Source organism: Brevibacillus invocatus (assembly GCF_003710915.1).
In the GTDB taxonomy this organism is placed as follows: domain Bacteria; phylum Bacillota; class Bacilli; order Brevibacillales; family Brevibacillaceae; genus Brevibacillus; species Brevibacillus invocatus.
Window position 1 is genome coordinate 13,665 of sequence record NZ_RHHR01000046.1, and the last position, 15,651, is coordinate 29,315.

Annotated in this window: 15 protein-coding genes, 2 pseudogenes and 1 riboswitch; of the genes and pseudogenes, 13 read left to right on the forward strand and 4 right to left on the reverse strand. The window is 50.8% G+C overall.

The window, feature by feature from the left end; translation table 11 throughout:
• Window positions 1-96: 96 nt before the first annotated feature.
• The gene (locus EDM52_RS21285) at window positions 97-345 is read right to left on the reverse strand and encodes a hypothetical protein (protein WP_245997240.1); all 249 of its coding nucleotides are present in this window, start codon (window positions 343-345) and stop codon (window positions 97-99) included.
• On the opposite strand from EDM52_RS21285, the pseudogene EDM52_RS21290 reads away from it, so the two are divergent.
• From EDM52_RS21290 to EDM52_RS21305, 4 genes and pseudogenes are all read left to right on the forward strand, one after another.
• A pseudogene (locus tag EDM52_RS21290) lies at window positions 329-1,696 on the forward strand (YcaO-like family protein); the annotation flags it as partial. The gene EDM52_RS21285 and the pseudogene EDM52_RS21290 overlap by 17 nt on opposite strands.
• Before the next feature lie 22 nt (window positions 1,697-1,718).
• On the forward strand, window positions 1,719-3,302 hold the full coding sequence (locus tag EDM52_RS21295) for a SagB family peptide dehydrogenase (protein ID WP_122910942.1): 1,584 nt from the start codon (window positions 1,719-1,721) through the stop codon (window positions 3,300-3,302).
• A gap of 397 nt (window positions 3,303-3,699) precedes the next feature.
• Window positions 3,700-4,371 (forward strand): ArsR/SmtB family transcription factor, encoded by a 672-nt coding sequence (locus EDM52_RS21300; RefSeq protein ID WP_183185262.1) that lies wholly within the window; start codon window positions 3,700-3,702, stop codon window positions 4,369-4,371.
• A 36-nt stretch (window positions 4,372-4,407) separates the two neighbouring features.
• On the forward strand, window positions 4,408-5,703 hold the full coding sequence (locus EDM52_RS21305; RefSeq protein WP_122910943.1) for an MFS transporter: 1,296 nt from the start codon (window positions 4,408-4,410) through the stop codon (window positions 5,701-5,703).
• Window positions 5,704-5,916: 213 nt separating this feature from the next.
• Here EDM52_RS21305 and EDM52_RS21310 read toward each other — a convergent pair.
• Window positions 5,917-6,282: pseudogene (locus EDM52_RS21310) on the reverse strand (ABC transporter substrate-binding protein); the annotation flags it as partial.
• 177 nt (window positions 6,283-6,459) lie between these two features.
• Here EDM52_RS21310 and EDM52_RS21315 point away from each other — a divergent pair.
• The gene (locus EDM52_RS21315) at window positions 6,460-6,819 is read left to right on the forward strand and encodes a DUF805 domain-containing protein (protein WP_122910945.1); all 360 of its coding nucleotides are present in this window, start codon (window positions 6,460-6,462) and stop codon (window positions 6,817-6,819) included.
• 51 nt (window positions 6,820-6,870) lie between these two features.
• Here the strand turns inward: EDM52_RS21315 and EDM52_RS21320 are convergent, their stop codons facing one another.
• On the reverse strand, window positions 6,871-7,812 hold the full coding sequence (locus EDM52_RS21320; RefSeq protein WP_122910946.1) for an ABC transporter permease: 942 nt from the start codon (window positions 7,810-7,812) through the stop codon (window positions 6,871-6,873).
• Window positions 7,813-8,733 carry an ABC transporter ATP-binding protein gene (locus EDM52_RS21325; RefSeq protein WP_122910947.1) on the reverse strand — a complete coding sequence of 307 codons (921 nt, stop codon included), beginning with the start codon at window positions 8,731-8,733 and terminating at the stop codon, window positions 7,813-7,815. It abuts the gene before it with no gap.
• A gap of 173 nt (window positions 8,734-8,906) precedes the next feature.
• A riboswitch (cobalamin riboswitch) is annotated at window positions 8,907-9,094 on the forward strand.
• Window positions 9,095-9,242: 148 nt separating this feature from the next.
• Here EDM52_RS21325 and EDM52_RS21330 point away from each other — a divergent pair.
• The 8 genes from EDM52_RS21330 to EDM52_RS21365 all read left to right on the forward strand — a co-directional run bounded on the left by EDM52_RS21330 (window position 9,243) and on the right by EDM52_RS21365 (window position 15,350).
• Window positions 9,243-9,602, forward strand: coding sequence for a (2Fe-2S) ferredoxin domain-containing protein (locus EDM52_RS21330; protein ID WP_122910948.1), 360 nt, complete (start codon window positions 9,243-9,245; stop codon window positions 9,600-9,602).
• Between the two features lie 20 nt (window positions 9,603-9,622).
• Window positions 9,623-10,804 carry an ABC transporter substrate-binding protein gene (locus EDM52_RS21335; RefSeq protein ID WP_122910949.1) on the forward strand — a complete coding sequence of 394 codons (1,182 nt, stop codon included), beginning with the start codon at window positions 9,623-9,625 and terminating at the stop codon, window positions 10,802-10,804.
• Window positions 10,794-11,885 carry a FecCD family ABC transporter permease gene (locus EDM52_RS21340; protein ID WP_122910950.1) on the forward strand — a complete coding sequence of 364 codons (1,092 nt, stop codon included), beginning with the start codon at window positions 10,794-10,796 and terminating at the stop codon, window positions 11,883-11,885. The genes EDM52_RS21335 and EDM52_RS21340 overlap by 11 nt, the downstream gene beginning before the upstream one ends.
• A 15-nt stretch (window positions 11,886-11,900) precedes the next feature.
• A complete protein-coding gene (locus tag EDM52_RS21345; protein WP_122910951.1) occupies window positions 11,901-12,674 on the forward strand; it encodes an ABC transporter ATP-binding protein in 774 nt (257 codons plus the stop codon).
• Window positions 12,675-12,693: 19 nt separating this feature from the next.
• Window positions 12,694-13,548 carry a class I SAM-dependent methyltransferase gene (locus EDM52_RS21350; RefSeq protein ID WP_122910952.1) on the forward strand — a complete coding sequence of 285 codons (855 nt, stop codon included), beginning with the start codon at window positions 12,694-12,696 and terminating at the stop codon, window positions 13,546-13,548.
• Window positions 13,549-13,663: 115 nt separating this feature from the next.
• A complete protein-coding gene (locus EDM52_RS21355) occupies window positions 13,664-14,212 on the forward strand; it encodes a methylated-DNA--[protein]-cysteine S-methyltransferase (protein WP_122910953.1) in 549 nt (182 codons plus the stop codon).
• Window positions 14,205-14,918, forward strand: coding sequence for a 2OG-Fe(II) oxygenase (locus EDM52_RS21360; protein WP_122910954.1), 714 nt, complete (start codon window positions 14,205-14,207; stop codon window positions 14,916-14,918). The genes EDM52_RS21355 and EDM52_RS21360 overlap by 8 nt, the downstream gene beginning before the upstream one ends.
• A gap of 72 nt (window positions 14,919-14,990) precedes the next feature.
• On the forward strand, window positions 14,991-15,350 hold the full coding sequence (locus EDM52_RS21365; RefSeq protein ID WP_122910955.1) for a nuclear transport factor 2 family protein: 360 nt from the start codon (window positions 14,991-14,993) through the stop codon (window positions 15,348-15,350).
• Window positions 15,351-15,651: the final 301 nt, after the last annotated feature.

Genomic DNA, 15,651 nt, shown 5'->3' on the forward strand with positions numbered 1-15,651 from the left:
AAAAGCGATAACCCGCCACTTGAATAGGGCGGGTTTTTGCTTTGAATGGCGTTCATACATCCTCCATCGGGAAACGATACAGCTATAAATGGGAGATTACCATCCCCATCCACTTGGCTTCAAACCAAGTTTTTCAGCCAGGTCATAGGCAATCGGCTGTTTGATAGGTTTCAGCGAGTCTTCTGTGCAGCTTGATTCCGGCTTATAGTTCAAGTCCTTCGCTTTTTGCAGGTCTGCTTCAGACAGGTTGTTCGTCTTTTGTGCCTGTTCATAACAGGGGGGAGTGATATACGTTTGGTGCGTATGCTCCAGGATGATTCGTGTGCTTGCCGGGGGGGCGCGCATCTCGCTTGCGCCCAGTCCGAAAATCAGTCCCGACAGCTACCGGAGTCGATCGATGGATGATCTGAAGAAGGTGCTGAATCAAGATTATTTGGATTACCGAACAGGCTTTTTGAATGGAAAATTGCGTGACCTGGTGTCCCCCTTCGCCGATGTCAGTGTGAATTTGCCGCTATTCAGAGGGGACGAAGCGACAGCGGGCAGGACTCATTCGTATGAAGACAGCGAAATGACGGCTATTTTGGAAGGCTTGGAGCGATACTGCGGCATGGCGCCGCGAGGGAAGCGGACGGTCGTTCGGGGTAGCTACGAGCAGCTTGCCGATCAAGCGCTGAATCCAGTCACTGTAGGCTTGCACACCAAGGAGCAGCATGAGAGGCGCGGCTTTCCTTTCAAGCCATTCGATCCAGCCCGACAGATGAATTGGGTGTGGGGCTACTCCTTCTTGCAAGAGCGACCGGTGTTGGTTCCAGAGCTGCTCGCCTATTACAGCTTGGGCTTTGGTGAGGGATTTGTCTTTGAGACCTCCAACGGGTGTGCGCTGGGCGGAAGCTTGGAGGAGGCGATTTTCTACGGCATCCTGGAGGTGGCGGAGCGAGATGCGTTTTTGCTGACCTGGTACGCACAGCTGGGTCTTCCACTCCTAGATCCTTTCTCTGCCCGTGATCAAGAGCTGAGCTTGATGGTCGAACGCTTGCAGGCGGTAGCCGGCTATGATGTCTACCTGTTCAATGCGACGATGGAGAATGGAATCCCGAGTATTTGGACGCTGGCAAAGAGGAAGGGTTCAAAGGGCATGAATATGATCTGCGCGGGAGGAGCTCATCCCGATCCGATCCGGGCTGTAAAAAGCTCGCTGCATGAGGTTGCCGCCATGCTGCTGACTTTAAATGACAAGTTTGAGGCCAATCGGGAGGAATACATGCGGATGTACCATGATCCGTATCTGGTGAAGAAAATGGATGACCACTCGATGCTTTACGCTTTGCCAGAAGCGGAAGAACGCCTGCATTTTTTACTGGATGAAGACCGTCCGCTGCGAACGTTTGAAGAAGAATTTAAACCGCGGGCGAGGCACGCCGATCTGACGGAAGATCTCCATGACCTTCTCCAATCCTTTTCTCGATTGAACCAGGATGTGATCGTGGTCGATCAGACGACACCTGAAATCCTGCGAAATGGACTGCATTGCGTCAAGGTGCTCATTCCAGGGATGCTGCCGATGACATTTGGCCAGCATATGATCCGCGTGGAAGGTCTGGATCGTGTATTGCAAGTGCCAGTAGAGCTTGGATATGCCAAGCAGCCATTGACCTATGATCAGCTCAATCCACATCCGCATCCGTTTCCATGAATGGTGAAGAGGAGGGGTACGGATGAGTCTGGACACTTTTTTGCACAACTTGCATGTTAGCCTGGATCAGACCAAACCAATGGACTTTGAGGTGGATTGGGGAGACGCACCGTTGACCTATAAGCTGTACCGGGGCTTGCCTGTCCTTCCTTTGTCTGCGGAAATACCGCTTGCATTGGAGGGAATGAGGGCAGCTTCGGAGCCTGACCTGCATGATATCGGCCATTTTCTCTGGTACGTATTCGGACTTGCGCAATTTGGCCAGTCTCCTCTCGACCTGAGCGCGATGGGACAGGGGGTTGCGCCGCTGCAATCGTACAGGCGGTTTGTTCCCTCCGGTGGAGCCCTATACCCAAGTGAGTGCTATATTTATATGAAGACGGCAGGGATCTCGGAAGGAATCTATCATTATGATGTGGCGCACCATCGATTGGTGTTGGTACGCGAAGGTCATTTCGATTCCTATCTGGCCCGTGCTCTGGGCAATCGCTGCGACATGCCCGCCTGCTTTGGTGCAGTGTTTGTGACCACGATGTTTTGGAAAAATTTCTTTAAATATCATAACTTTGCTTATCGTCTGCAAGGACTGGATGCCGGCGTGCTCATGGGTCAGGCGTTGGAGGTAGCCAAACGCTTTGGTTATGAATCAGGGGTGTACTTCCAGTTTCTCGATCGGGCACTCAACCATCTGCTCGGGCTGTCGGAACGGGAAGAAAGTGTATATGCGGTAATGCCATTGTCGGTGAAGCCAGTGAGCACGTGGTTTGGCAAGGGGGCGGACGCAGACGGGAAGATTACGGATGCCGATCTGTGCCGGGAGCTGGTTGAGCTACGACACGATCATTACGTGCGATCGCGGAAGGTTCTGGAGTACCCGATGCTGATCCAAATCAATGAGGCTTCCCGACTCGAATCCAGTCGATCATTCCGGCAGATCAGAGGAGAGACAAAGGCTGCTCATGAAGAAGGGCGCGTCGTAGAACTGCCTCATGTGAAGCGGATGACCTATGATCTGGCATCCGCGAGCAGAAAGCGTTATTCCCCGGAGAGAGATTTTGTGATGGGCAAGGTAAGCCTGGAGCAGCTGGCCGTGCTATTGAAAGAGGCGACCTCTTCCTTCCGCTATCAAAATGATCTGGATGAGGACCAAGAGAGTCCCGAATCCCGTGTTTCACTCTACGGTTGTATGTATAACGTGGAAGATACTCCGGCTGGCGCCTACTACTATGACAGCGATGCCCATGTTTTGAGACAGGTGCGCTCGGGAGATCAGCGATTTATTCTGCAACAAGCGATGTCACTGGACAATGTCAATCTCTTTCAGGTTCCACTCTGCATGCATGTGGCAGGGGAGAAGAATTATCTCCGGGAACCATTGGGATACAGGGGACATCGCATTCAGCAGATGGAGGCTGGCATGCTCGTGCAGCGATTGCTATTGGCGGCGTCAGGACTCGGGATGGGGGGACATCCGCTTCTCGGCTATGATGTGAACATCTGTGATGAGCTTTATCAGATGGCAGCACATGGAAAAACCAGTCTGATCCAAATTCCGGTCGGTCCCTATCGCCCGAGGCCTCGGCTGGAGGGGGGACTGCATAGCTGAGATTCACTTGAAAGGTTGTCGAGGACGGCTCGGCAGCTTTTTTCTTTCTCTGTGCTGACTAGGGGAGGAGCGGTTCGTAAAGTTCAGGCTGTTTGGGTATGTCCAAATCAAGGGGGACGATGTCCTGGTTCTCCAAAGAAGGTTCATCGATAAATGAGTAGTTAATGCCAAGAGTGACAGCCAGACCTTCTCTTATGGCATCGCGGATGGCAGAGCCGCAACTCTACAGGATCTGGGCATCCAAAAGGCACGGGCGCATCCCTGTGGTGGCTGTTTCTTTCTGTGTAAGTGTAAGCCAGCTTATCAACACACACTTATAAAATTGACAATTTTCTGGAAGGGCACTACACTACAAACAATTCAATCAATCAATTGAATGGTTGAGGTGATAAGAATCATGAGAATGGAGAGAAGATGGAAGGACCAGCTTTATCAGGAGTTTGCTCGTATCGGGAAATGCCTTTCAAGCCCCAAACGATTGGAAATTATTGACCTGCTGGCACAAGGCCCCAAGTCAGTCGATCTGATCTCCAAAAATACCGGTATGAGCGTTGCCAATGTATCTCAGCATTTGCAGACGCTGCTTGAAGCACGGCTGGTTCAATTTACGAAAAAAGGCAACTACGTCATCTATGAGCTGGCTGACTTATCTGTAGCTGATTTTATGGTATCCCTGCACCGACTTGGCGAAAATCAGCTCGTCGAGATTCAAAGGATGAAGAGGGATATTTTGCAGCTTCACAAAAGCATGGAACCTATTTCGCTGGAAGTCCTCATGGATCGGATGGAGAGGGGCGAGGTCTTGCTGATCGACGTAAGGCCGACGGCAGAGTACGAAAAAGCGCATATCCCGGGCGCTGTTTCGACTCCTATCGATGATTTGGAGAAGCATCTTTCTTCATTGCCGGATGATCAGGATATCGTGGCGTACTGCCGGGGACCTTATTGCCTCATGGCAGCGAGAGCAGTAGAAATCATGAAAGAGAAGGGCCTGAACGCGTTTCGTATCGAAGAGGGCGTACACGAGTGGCATCGATTTGCGAATCAGGAAGCTTTGCTAGAGCAGTAATGAAGCCATTAAGTATGGAAAAGGTGGTTCGAAGAGATGTCACGAAGACGTGATGATGTACAAGATTACTTGAATTCTCCAGAAAAACAGGGGTGGCTGTATAAACGGACGCTGCTTATCGTCGTTATGTCCCAAATATTCGGAGGCGCAGGCCTGGCTGCGGGGGTAACGGTCGGAGCACTCCTCGCCCAGGATATGCTGGGAACGGACAGCTTTGCAGGAATACCCGCTGCGTTGTTAACGCTTGGTTCCGCCGGAGCTGCACTGATTGTCGGGCGACTTTCCCAACAGTTCGGACGCCGTACAGGACTCGCGGCAGGCTTTCTAGCTGGGGGTATTGGCGCGATCGGGGTGGTCATGGCCGCGGTTGATCGCAATATCTTCCTTCTGTTTGTGTCACTGCTGGTCTATGGTGCCGGGACAGCTACCAATCTGCAAGCGCGCTATGCGGGCACGGATCTGGCAAAGCCCAATCAACGGGCAACGGCAGTCAGTATTGCGATGGTATCGACTACCTTTGGTGCTGTTGCAGGTCCCAACCTGGTCGATGTAATGGGCCAATTCGCTATGTCCATTGGTGTTCCGGCTTTGGCGGGACCGTTCATTTTGGGGGCAGCAGCCTTTACGCTAGCAGGTCTGGTTCTATTGTTATTCCTGTGTCCTGATCCATTCGTGGTGGCAAAAGCCATCGCTCACCAACAGAAAATGGCTCAAAGCGCACAAGACGCGAATGCGGGGAGTCGATCTGTAAACAACCGGGGCATCATTGTGGGAGCCGCCGTCATGATTTTGACGCAAATCGTGATGGTTGCCATTATGACGATGACACCGATCCACATGAAACACCACGGACATGGCTTGAGTGAGATCGGATTAGTGATTGGTGTCCATATCGGCGCGATGTACCTCCCGTCGCTTTTGACAGGTGTCCTCGTAGACAAGATTGGGCGTACGGTGATGTCGTATACATCAGGAGTCATTTTGCTAGCCGCCGGGGTTCTTGCCGCGCTTGCACCTGCCGATTCCATGCTGCTGCTCGTCACAGCTCTCGCGTTGTTGGGGCTGGGCTGGAATTTTGGCTTGATCAGTGGAACAGCACTCATTGTCGATGCCACTCATCCTGCCACACGCGCCAAAACACAAGGTACGATCGATGTCTTGATTGCATTAGCCGGGGCATCGGGTGGGGCACTATCGGGCATGGTTGTCGCTCAGGCCAGCTATGCGACTCTCTCCCTGGCCGGAGGCTTTCTCGCTGTGCTGCTGATTCCAGTCGTCATCTGGTCTCGCAGCAAGAGCAAAGTAGCGCAATCCGAAAGTGCATCACTCTAAATCGCATCAGCTACTCAATCAAGCAAACGAAAAACCGGGCTTCCTCTGTCGAAGGAGGCCCGGTTCCTTTTGTAGAACCAGCAGCTCTACTTTTCTACAGACGAATATTTAAAGTAAGAGCCACCCTCCCCATAGCCAAATGCCAAACTAAAAATTCCCTTCGAGCACGTCGGCGCAATAGACCTTTCATTCGGCTGTTCGGATTTCCATCTCAATGCCGAGCTCTTTCATTCCTTCGGCGAGCAGCTGCTTCGCCTTTTCGGTGTCCTCCTTGAAGTAGCCGTCCGGGTTCAGACCCATGGAGACGGGAGCCCATCCGTAGGCAGGAGACACGCCTGTCTGCAGGATGCCATCGACGATTTCCTGTCGATTGATCGCGTAGGAGAAAGCTTGGCGAATCTTTTTTGTAAAAGGCGGTTTGGTTGTATTACAAATGACACCTCGCGTACCGGGATTGTCAGCTACGATCAGCTTGCCCTCTGATTTGATTTGTCCGATGGCATCAGGAGACAGATGGAAGGCAGGGTAGCCGCCCCAATCCAGATCGCCGTTTTCAAACATGGACAAGGCGGTATTGGACCCTGCGGCACCTTATACCCGCTTAGAACTTCAAATATCTGATACCAATGACCTAAATTCTATGATTCCTTAGAAATAAAAAGGAAAGTCATAACTAAATATGTTTTTTTACCTTTTGAATGATGATAAAATAACTTGGTACTTTTGAAAATTTGGAAAAGAATGGAGGTGTATAGCATGCAATGGTACCTGAAAGTATTAAAGAACTACGTAGGTTTTTCCGGAAGGGCTAGACGTAAGGAATATTGGATGTTTACACTGTTTAGTGTCATTATTTCTCTGGTTCTTTCTCTCGTAGAAAACATGATTGGTCTTACCCAAGTATTAACTGGCATTTATTCCTTAGCTGTTCTGTTGCCTTCTTTGGGAGTTCTGGTACGTCGTCTGCACGATACCGGAAGAAGTGGCTGGTGGATCCTCATCGGATTAATTCCGTTGATCGGAGCGATCATCCTGTTGGTATTCGCTTGCCAAGACGGTAAAGAAGACAACCAATACGGACCAAATCCGAAAACAGACGCAAACGCTTTTGTTTAATCAGTATCAAGCCTCCACCCCTGCATCTTACGGGGGCGGAGGTTTTTTCATTTAACGGACAATATCACGCTTCGTAAACACCGTCCAAGTGATCACCATGAACACTGCAAAATAGCTGCCGAGGACAATCAGCGAAAAAGGGAGTGTCATGCCTTCGATCAGTGGTGTGCCATCCTGATACATCGTCAAGCTCGTGTTGGCAAACAGCGAATACTTGATCCAGTCGTACTTTACAGCCAGCAGATTGGTAGCGAGACCACCCAGAACGAGCAGTAAAATGGAGCTGCCGATGGCCAGTGAAGGATTGCGAAAGATCGTGGAAATCATGAATGCAATGGTGGCGACAAACAAGAGCTCGACTGAATGCAGAAGATACGTGGCGAACAGATGGAGAATCACATTTCCCTCTTGTACATGACCTTGTGCATCCACGCTCAGATAAGGCGTATCCCAGTAGGAAAAGTCAAACAGGAGTCCTTTACAGGCGAAAGTTGCAGCAAACAGCAGTATAAGCAGAACCAGGGCATACTGCAGGACGCTCATATATTTCGCCAAAAGAATCTTGGAACGGCTGTGTGGCTTCACTAGAAGCGATTTGATCGTTCCCCAGGAAAATTCATTGGCTACAATCCCGCCAGCTACCACGATGACGAACAGACTGATGAGAGGGATCATGGAGATCGCTTCTTTTGTATAGCTCCATGCTGTATAGTCGATGGGGACAAATCCATGAGACAGTGCGTATTCATTGATTTTCAACTGATCTTCCAGTTGTCTGGCGATTTGCGGATTCCGTTCGTTCTGGAGGCTGTTCTGTATGGCCTGGATGTTTTGCTCGATATGGGACCTCCATTGTGATACGTCAGGAGGAGGGGCGTCGTATTTGCTGATCAAACCGACAAGACCTACGACCAGTAAAAGAATTGCCATCATAAGCCAGGTGCCAAATTTGGAATAGAGCTTCATATTTTCATTGCGCAGCAGTTTATACACTTAACGGACCCCCGTCATTTCCAAAAATTTATCTTCCAGCGTCTGCGTGACCCTCTTCACTTCATAGATATTGATATCACCTTGTGCGAGCGTAAACACGACTCTGGGTATTTGGTCGTTGGCGAGCTTTACGGTCAGTGTCTGATCCTTCAGGGTACAGGAGATGTCCAAAGGTGCTGTCGTCAAGGCCTCATAGGCTTCCTCTGGATCGTCAACCTGCAGCGCAATGGTTACGTCCGAGGAGTCGTGATGCATCATTTCCTCCAAGGACTTCACACCGATCAGCTTCCCGTCCTGGATAATAGCGAACTCGTCGCACATGAGCTCCATTTCAGAGAGCAAATGGCTGGAGACGATGACAGCCGTGCCTTCCACCTCCGCCAATTTCCGCAGATGATCGCGAAGCTCCCGAATCCCTGCCGGGTCCAAACCGTTCGTGGGCTCGTCCAATATCAGGACAGATGGACGGTGGAGGAGGGCCTGGGCAATTCCCAGACGCTGTTTCATTCCAAGCGAGTAGGTTTTCACTTTTTGATGGATGCTTTTTTCCAAGCCTACCAGCGCGATGACTTCCTTGATCCTCTTCCGATCCACGTGCGGGAGCATGTTGGCCGTGTGGATGAGATTCCTGTATCCCGATAGATAGGTGTACATTTGGGGATTCTCGACGATGGCTCCGACATGCTGAATCGCTTTTTCAAATTCATATTTCACGTTGGCTCCATGAATCGTGATCTGACCCTGAGTGATCGAAGCCAATCCGACGATCATGCGGATGATGGTGGTTTTACCGGCACCGTTAGGGCCAAGCAAACCAAATACTTTTCCTTTGTGGATATCTAGACTGATCGGATGAATGATCGTTTTCAGTCCGATTTTTTTGGTTACATTCCTCAATTGAACAACAGGTTCTGATTTCATACTTTCCTCCATTTGCGCGTAAAGCCTTATCTCGTATCTTATAGGTCAAAGGATGTTTCTGAAACGAACCTCAGATCGAAGCTCTCTCCGTCTCGGGATGGATCTTCATGAGTCCCAACTCTCCCGTCGTGCAGGAATTTGAAGAACAATAGGGAATAGTAGCTGAATACGAATTTCATACGATGCAGCTAGGTGCCCTTGCGAGAGCGAGGGGTAACAGGGAATCGGGTGAAAGTCCCGAGCGGTCCCGCCACTGTAAAGGAGAGTTCTCTTTCAAGAATGTCACTCGGCATGCAAGCCGGGGAAGGCGAGAGAGGATGATGATCCAAAGCCAGGAGACCTACCTAGTCTGTCACACCCAAAAAACCTTCGCGGAAAGGAGAGGTGTATGTAGATAGATTTGACAGTCCATATGTATGCTGATGTCGACTAATCCCTTCTACATCCATCCCCGTCCGTAAAAGACGGGGTTTTTCTATTTCCGCCAATACAGAAAAAGGAGTGTTACCATGACTACATGGAACTTGTCCGGTACCAAGCATCACATGTTTATTTGCAATGGCGGTAGCTGCATGAAGCAGCAGGGGGAGGAGGTCACGCAGGCGATTCGGGAAGAAATCAAACTGCGCTCCGCCGATTCCCTCATCCATACCACGAGAACCAAATGCAATGGGCGCTGCGAAAATGCGTGCGTCGTCATGATCTACCCGCAGGGCGTCTGGTACCAAAACGTGACACCTGAGCTGGCCAAGCGAATTGTGTCCGAGCATGTGCTGGGTGGCCGACCACAGGAAGAGCACCTTCTGTATACCTATCGAAACGAGCTGGTGCCTGCACATGAGAAGGCGGCAGAAGGCAAGCAAAAGTAGAGAAAGAGGAGAGAACGAGGATGAAAGCCATACAATCGAATCGGTACATAGCGAGACCATTCCTGATATTCATGCTCGCGATGATGCTTTTGACAGCAGGCTGCGCAGCTGCTCCCACTCCCACCGCGCAGCCGGAGTCGGCACCACAAAAACAGGAGCCCGCGTCCTCAGCGCTCAAGGAGCCGGAAGTACTCACGTTCCAGGATTCTGCTGGGAAAGAAATCACGCTGACACTGCCTATTGAGCGGGCAGTCGTCATCAATCGAAATACATCCGAAGCGATCAAGCTTTTGGGAGCAGAGGAAGCAATAGTAGCTACAGGCGACACGACGCTCAAAAACAATTCCTATCTGGGATATGAGAGCAAGCCGGATGTGGGCGAGACCAAGCAGGTCAATCTGGAGCTGATCTTGAGCCTGAAACCACAGCTCGTCTTTGCCTATACGAACCGGCCGGATCAGACGCTGGAAGAGAAGCTGGAGCCTGCCGGAATCAAGGTCGTTCGCATCAATAACTACCTGCCGGAGCAGATGGACGAGGAGCTGCGTCTGCTCGGGAAAATATTCGGCAAAACGGAAAAGGCAGAAGCGTTTTTACAGTGGAAGCAGTCGATTGAACAGCTGCTGGCTGATCGGGTGGCGGACTTGAAGGAAGAGGAGAAAAAATCGGTCATCGCACTATCGGCGGGCTTCCTCAACTCCAACGGCGGCTATCGGATCTTTCCCAGCAAATCCTTGGGCGGAAAGCCTGGAGTCGGAGAAGGATACGCAACTATTCTCGCGGGTGGTAAGGATGTGGCAGAAGATCTGGAGTGGAATCCAGCGGAGACATCGACCACGATCATGGTGGACGAAGAATACGTTTTGAAAAGAAACCCGGAAGTCATCACCTTGCACGGCACATGGCTCGGAGGCTATGAAACAGAAGAGACCCAACCGTTCGAGGACGCATTGGAAAATATCATGAAAAGCACTTCCGTTTCCAAGCTCAAAGCTGGTCAGAATCGGGAAATCTACTTTTTCTACACCAATTTTGTAGGTTCGGACAAGCGTTACATCGGGACCTTGCAGCTGGCGAAAAACCTGTATCCGGAACGATTCCAAGACGTCGATCCAGAGCAATACGCAAAAGAATACTATGAAAATTGGCTAGGTGTACCGTACAAAGGAATCTGGACCTATTCCTATAAAGATGCGAAATAAAGCAGAACGAACGGGAAAGCTGCCGATGGAGCCGCGAATCGCGCAAATCTATCAGGGAAGCGTCAGAAACAAGCTGCTATTGTTGGGTGGAATGCTGCTGCTGTTGGTCATCTCTACGCTTTATGCGATCAGCAGAGGAGCTGTAGAAATACCGCTAATAGACTTGCTGGGCATCTTATTCGGTCAACCGGCAGATGAAATGACCGCCTATATCGTCTATGAAGTGCGTTTGCCACGTATCGTCATGGCGATCGTGACCGGAATCTCGCTCGCCTGTGCCGGAGCCATCATGCAGGCGCTCCTGCGCAATCCGCTGGCCGATCCGTTTACGTTGGGCGTGTCGAGCGGAGCTGCTTTTGGAGCAGCCTTGGCGATCGTGGCAGGGGCGAGCGTATTTGGGATCAATCTCGTCTTATCCGGGCAATGGTTGATTGCCCTTAATGCTTTTGTATTCGGCTGTCTGGCCGTTCTGATCGTGTATGGGATTGCCAGACTGAAAAACAGCTCGACTACGGTGCTGCTCCTGGCTGGTGTGGCGATCGGGCAATTATTCTCGGCTGGCGTATCCAGTTTGAAGTACTTTTCCGACAACGAGGCGTTAAAGGATTTGGTTGTTTGGCTGATGGGCGGCTTTTGGGGGGCAAAATGGCAGGTATTGCAGATGCTGCTCCCGCTGGTGCTGGTTTCACTGGCTGTTTTGATCAAGTACGCCTGGGACCTCAACGCCTTGGGAGCCGGAGAGGAAGTAGCGAGAACGCTTGGCGTCAAAGTCAAACGCATCCGCTGGGTGTGCCTGCTCGTGGTCACGCTGATGGCATCCACGACCATTGCTTTCACGGGCATCATCGGATTTATCGGGCTGGTAGCCCCGCATATCAGCCGGATGATGATCGGAACGGATTATCGTTTTTTGCTGCCTTGCTCCTGTCTGGCGGGGGCCCTGCTGCTGCTCTTGTCGGATACGGCTGCTCGCATGCTGCTGTCCCCGGTCGAGATCCCGGTAGGAATCATTACAGCGTTGTTTGGCGCACCTTTTTTCATTTATCTGCTGGTGAAAAAACGCAGGGACTACTGGGCGTAGAGGAGGGGAAAAAGTATGTTCATGCAAATAAAAGGGCTGTCTGTTCAATTTGGAGCAAAGCCCATTCTGAAGGATATCCGGATGGAGCTGCCCAAGGGAGAGGTTGTCAGCATCGTTGGCCCCAATGGAGCAGGCAAAACCACCTTGCTCAAAAGCATGGCCTCCATTCTGTCTCCGCCCAGAAAAGCAGTCTGGACAGACGGCAAGGATGTCCGCTTGTACGCTGCTAACGAACTGGCAAAAAAGCAAGCCTATGTTCCTCAGCATTCGTCCACCGGTTTTCCCCTGACCGTGATGGAGACTGTACTGCTGGGACGAAAACCGTATATCAAGTGGGGAGTTACCGACCAGGACTTGCAGATTGTGGAGCGGATCATGGACCGACTACAGCTGACCCGATTGAGTGAGCAATTCATTGATGAATGCAGCGGTGGGGAGCGGCAAAAGGTGCTGATCGCCCGCGCTCTAGCCCAGGAGCCGGAAGTACTGCTTCTGGATGAACCCACGTCTGCTCTGGATATCCGCTACCAGCTGGAAGTGCTGGAGCTGCTCCGCCAGCTGGCCCGTGAACAGCAGGTACTGGTCGTGCTGATCCTGCACGATCTCGAGCTGGCCGCACGATATTCGGATCGGGTAATTCTGCTCAAAGAGGGGGAGGTTTTTGCTGCCGGCAGGCCAGAAGAGGTCTTTACCCCTGCCCATATCGAGCAGGTTTATGGCGTACATGTGGAGATCGAGCAAGGGAGCTGCGGGATGAAAATGACAGCGATTCGTCCCGTCTTGGTGTAAAGAAAGGTGGAGTTGAAAGATGAATCACGGAGTCAGGTTTTCGATGGACTTCAAAACGCTCTGGCAGGAAGGAATGAAAAATTGGGAGGGCAATCTGCCGCAGCGGATGACGGACGATGGCCTGGAAGAGAAGTTTTGGAATCAGTTTTTGCAGGATAAATCCATTCAGGACGAGCCTGATAGCTACATATCCACGATTTGCGAGGAACTGCTCGCTTTGATCAGTTCGGAGGATGAGGTGCTGGAGATCGGACCTGGATGGGGGAATTACACCTTCGCAGCGGCGCAGAAAGCCAAGGCGCTCACTTGCGTAGACAGCTCCTCCAGTGTGCTGGAATATTTGGCTCACGGTGCGCAAGCCAAAGCTCTCTCCAATATGAGCTTTATCCATGCCAAATGGGAAGAGGTTTCTCTTCATAAAAGCCACGACGTGGTTTTTGGGGTGAATTGCTACTATCGGATGCATGAAATTGATCAAGCATTGGTCCATATGAACAATGCTGCCCGTCGTCTGGCGGTCATCGGCATGACAAGTGGACCCGAGAAGCCTCACTATTGGGAGCTTCACGAGACGCTCGGCTATCGCATCCGTTTTGCGAGAAGAGACTATATCTACTTGACGAATCTACTCTACGAATTGGGCATAGATGTGAATTGCAAGATTCTCGATTTGCAGAAAACGTATGTGTACGATACGGAAGAGAACTTCATCGAACAAAATCTCCGTGCCATCATGGAGCCGGAGTACGATCGAAAAAAGGCAGAGGAAATCCTGCGAAAATACCTCGTCTGGGTCGATGGCAAACCAGCATATGTGCATCATTTTAAAGCGGCGCTGTTGTACTGGAAGCCAGAACGGATAAAAGGTATGTGATGTGATCCATTATGATTGGCCTTTCACTATCTTGCGAATCCATTCGCAAATACGTACAAACCGCCTTCCGAAGGGGTATACTGTCGGTGAAACCATACCGTGGAGGTGTACCGCAATGAACGGCCAAACCAACCCAGTGATTTACTGGTCGATGCTGGTGTACGAGAACTGGATGATTTATTTGGGGGTAACCTCCCAGGGGCTTTGCTATGTCGGTTCACAGAATCAACCCTTCGATGAGCTGGCAGATTGGGCGAAGACGCACTTTCCCGGCAGTGCCTTGTTGCCGGATGATGAAGCGTGCAGACCGTATAGGACTGAACTGACGGAGTATTTTCAGGGTGTGCGCAAAAGCTTTACCGTACCTTTCGATGTGCACGGCACGCCTTTTCAGCTCGCTGTTTGGAATGCGCTAAGCGAGATTCCGTATGGACAAACCCAAACCTATACCGATATTGCCCATCGCATCAAAAGATCCAACGCCGTACGCGCAGTCGGAGCCGCCATTGGTGCCAACCCGCTCTTGATCACCATCCCGTGCCACCGGGTGATTGGCAAAAGTGGCTCGCTTACCGGCTATCGCGGAGGATTGGAGATGAAGACCAGGTTACTGGAGCTGGAAAAGGTAAGTTCTGCTGTGGGAAGGAGAACGCTCCATGCCTAACCGCCTTTCGGAGCGCATCGCTTCTCTGGAGTGGGAATCCTTGCAGCAAGCACTGGACGAACAGGGCTTTGCCAAGATTCCCCCCTTATTGGACAAAGAGCAATGCGAGGATATCATCCGCACTTATGACCAACCGACTCTTTTCCGCAGTACGATCGACATGTCCAGATATCGCTTTGGCATGGGTGAGTACAAATACTATCAGGCGCCGCTGCCAAACATTCTGCAACAGCTTCGTGAAGGGTTCTACCCCGAGCTGGCCAAGACAGCAAATCGTTGGCTTGAACAGCTCGGCCATACGGCGGTGTATCCTGCCTCTCTGGGAGAATTCCTGGACCATTGCCATCAGCAAGGACAGGTGCGTTCAACGCCATTGATCCTGAAATATGAAGCAGGGGGCTACAATTGCTTGCATCAGGATTTGTACGGTGAAGTGTACTTCCCATTCCAGGTTGTCTTTGTATTGAATCAAAGAGAAGTGGATTATTCAGGCGGTGAGTTTCTGCTTGTCGAACAACGGCCGCGAGCGCAAAGCCGAGGCCATGTCATAACATTGGAACAAGGTGCGGGGCTGGTTTTTCCAACCACGCAGCGACCTGTATCGGGTACGCGTGGATTCTACAGAACGACTCTTCGGCATGGTGTCAGTACCATCACCTCAGGTACGCGGTATAGTCTGGGCATTATTTTTCATGACGCCAAGTAGAAGGATCTACCTCCTTTCTTCCAGTCAAAAGTATAATAGAAGAAACGCACTCTATGAAAAGGGGAGAAATCCGTGTCAGCAGCCAAAACACCGGAACAAATCGTCCAGGAGCAGCTCGATTTTTACAACAAACAAGACGTAGCAGGCTTTGCATCCACATACACGGATGATGTCCAGTTAATGAACCATCCCAGCGGAGACGTCTTTGTCAGCGGCCAAGAAGAGCTAAAAGAACGATACGCAAAAATGTTTCAGGCAAATCCAGAAAATCATGCAGCGTTGAAAAATCGGATTGTATTCGGCGACTTTGTCATCGATCTGGAGGAAGTTTCCGGTCGTGATAACCGCGAGCCATTCCAGGCAGTGGCAATCTATCAGGTGAAAGAAGGTCTGATCAGCAAGGTGTGGTTTCTGGAGAAAAAAGGTGAATAGGCAAGATTTCAGAGACGTAAGCTAGACTTAAACAAGCCGTCATACAGGAAAGCCCAGCACACGAGGTGCTGGGTTTTTTGGTACTATCGGAAAGTTTAAGTGCGCTAAAGCGCTAAAAAGATTAGCGGAAGATAGTATAAGTGCAACTAAGGCTCCGCCAAAAGCTTGGCGTAGCCAAGTTTTCTAACTATATAGGAAAGTATATAATTTTGAGGGGCGCAAGTCCCTCTATTTGTTGGTAAAATCGTTATATGGAGACAAATATTCTTAAACAGATTTTTATCGATCATTGGAATCCCTT

Coding starts and splice junctions, on each gene's coding strand:
- EDM52_RS21285 (WP_245997240.1), bottom strand. CDS start 345: ATGCGCGCCCCCCCGGCAAGCACACGAATCATCCTGGAGCATACGCAC.
- EDM52_RS21295 (WP_122910942.1), top strand. CDS start 1,719: ATGAGTCTGGACACTTTTTTGCACAACTTGCATGTTAGCCTGGATCAG.
- EDM52_RS21300 (WP_183185262.1), top strand. CDS start 3,700: ATGAGAATGGAGAGAAGATGGAAGGACCAGCTTTATCAGGAGTTTGCT.
- EDM52_RS21305 (WP_122910943.1), top strand. CDS start 4,408: ATGTCACGAAGACGTGATGATGTACAAGATTACTTGAATTCTCCAGAA.
- EDM52_RS21315 (WP_122910945.1), top strand. CDS start 6,460: ATGCAATGGTACCTGAAAGTATTAAAGAACTACGTAGGTTTTTCCGGA.
- EDM52_RS21325 (WP_122910947.1), bottom strand. CDS start 8,733: ATGAAATCAGAACCTGTTGTTCAATTGAGGAATGTAACCAAAAAAATC.
- EDM52_RS21330 (WP_122910948.1), top strand. CDS start 9,243: ATGACTACATGGAACTTGTCCGGTACCAAGCATCACATGTTTATTTGC.
- EDM52_RS21335 (WP_122910949.1), top strand. CDS start 9,623: ATGAAAGCCATACAATCGAATCGGTACATAGCGAGACCATTCCTGATA.
- EDM52_RS21340 (WP_122910950.1), top strand. CDS start 10,794: ATGCGAAATAAAGCAGAACGAACGGGAAAGCTGCCGATGGAGCCGCGA.
- EDM52_RS21345 (WP_122910951.1), top strand. CDS start 11,901: ATGTTCATGCAAATAAAAGGGCTGTCTGTTCAATTTGGAGCAAAGCCC.
- EDM52_RS21350 (WP_122910952.1), top strand. CDS start 12,694: ATGAATCACGGAGTCAGGTTTTCGATGGACTTCAAAACGCTCTGGCAG.
- EDM52_RS21355 (WP_122910953.1), top strand. CDS start 13,664: ATGAACGGCCAAACCAACCCAGTGATTTACTGGTCGATGCTGGTGTAC.
- EDM52_RS21360 (WP_122910954.1), top strand. CDS start 14,205: ATGCCTAACCGCCTTTCGGAGCGCATCGCTTCTCTGGAGTGGGAATCC.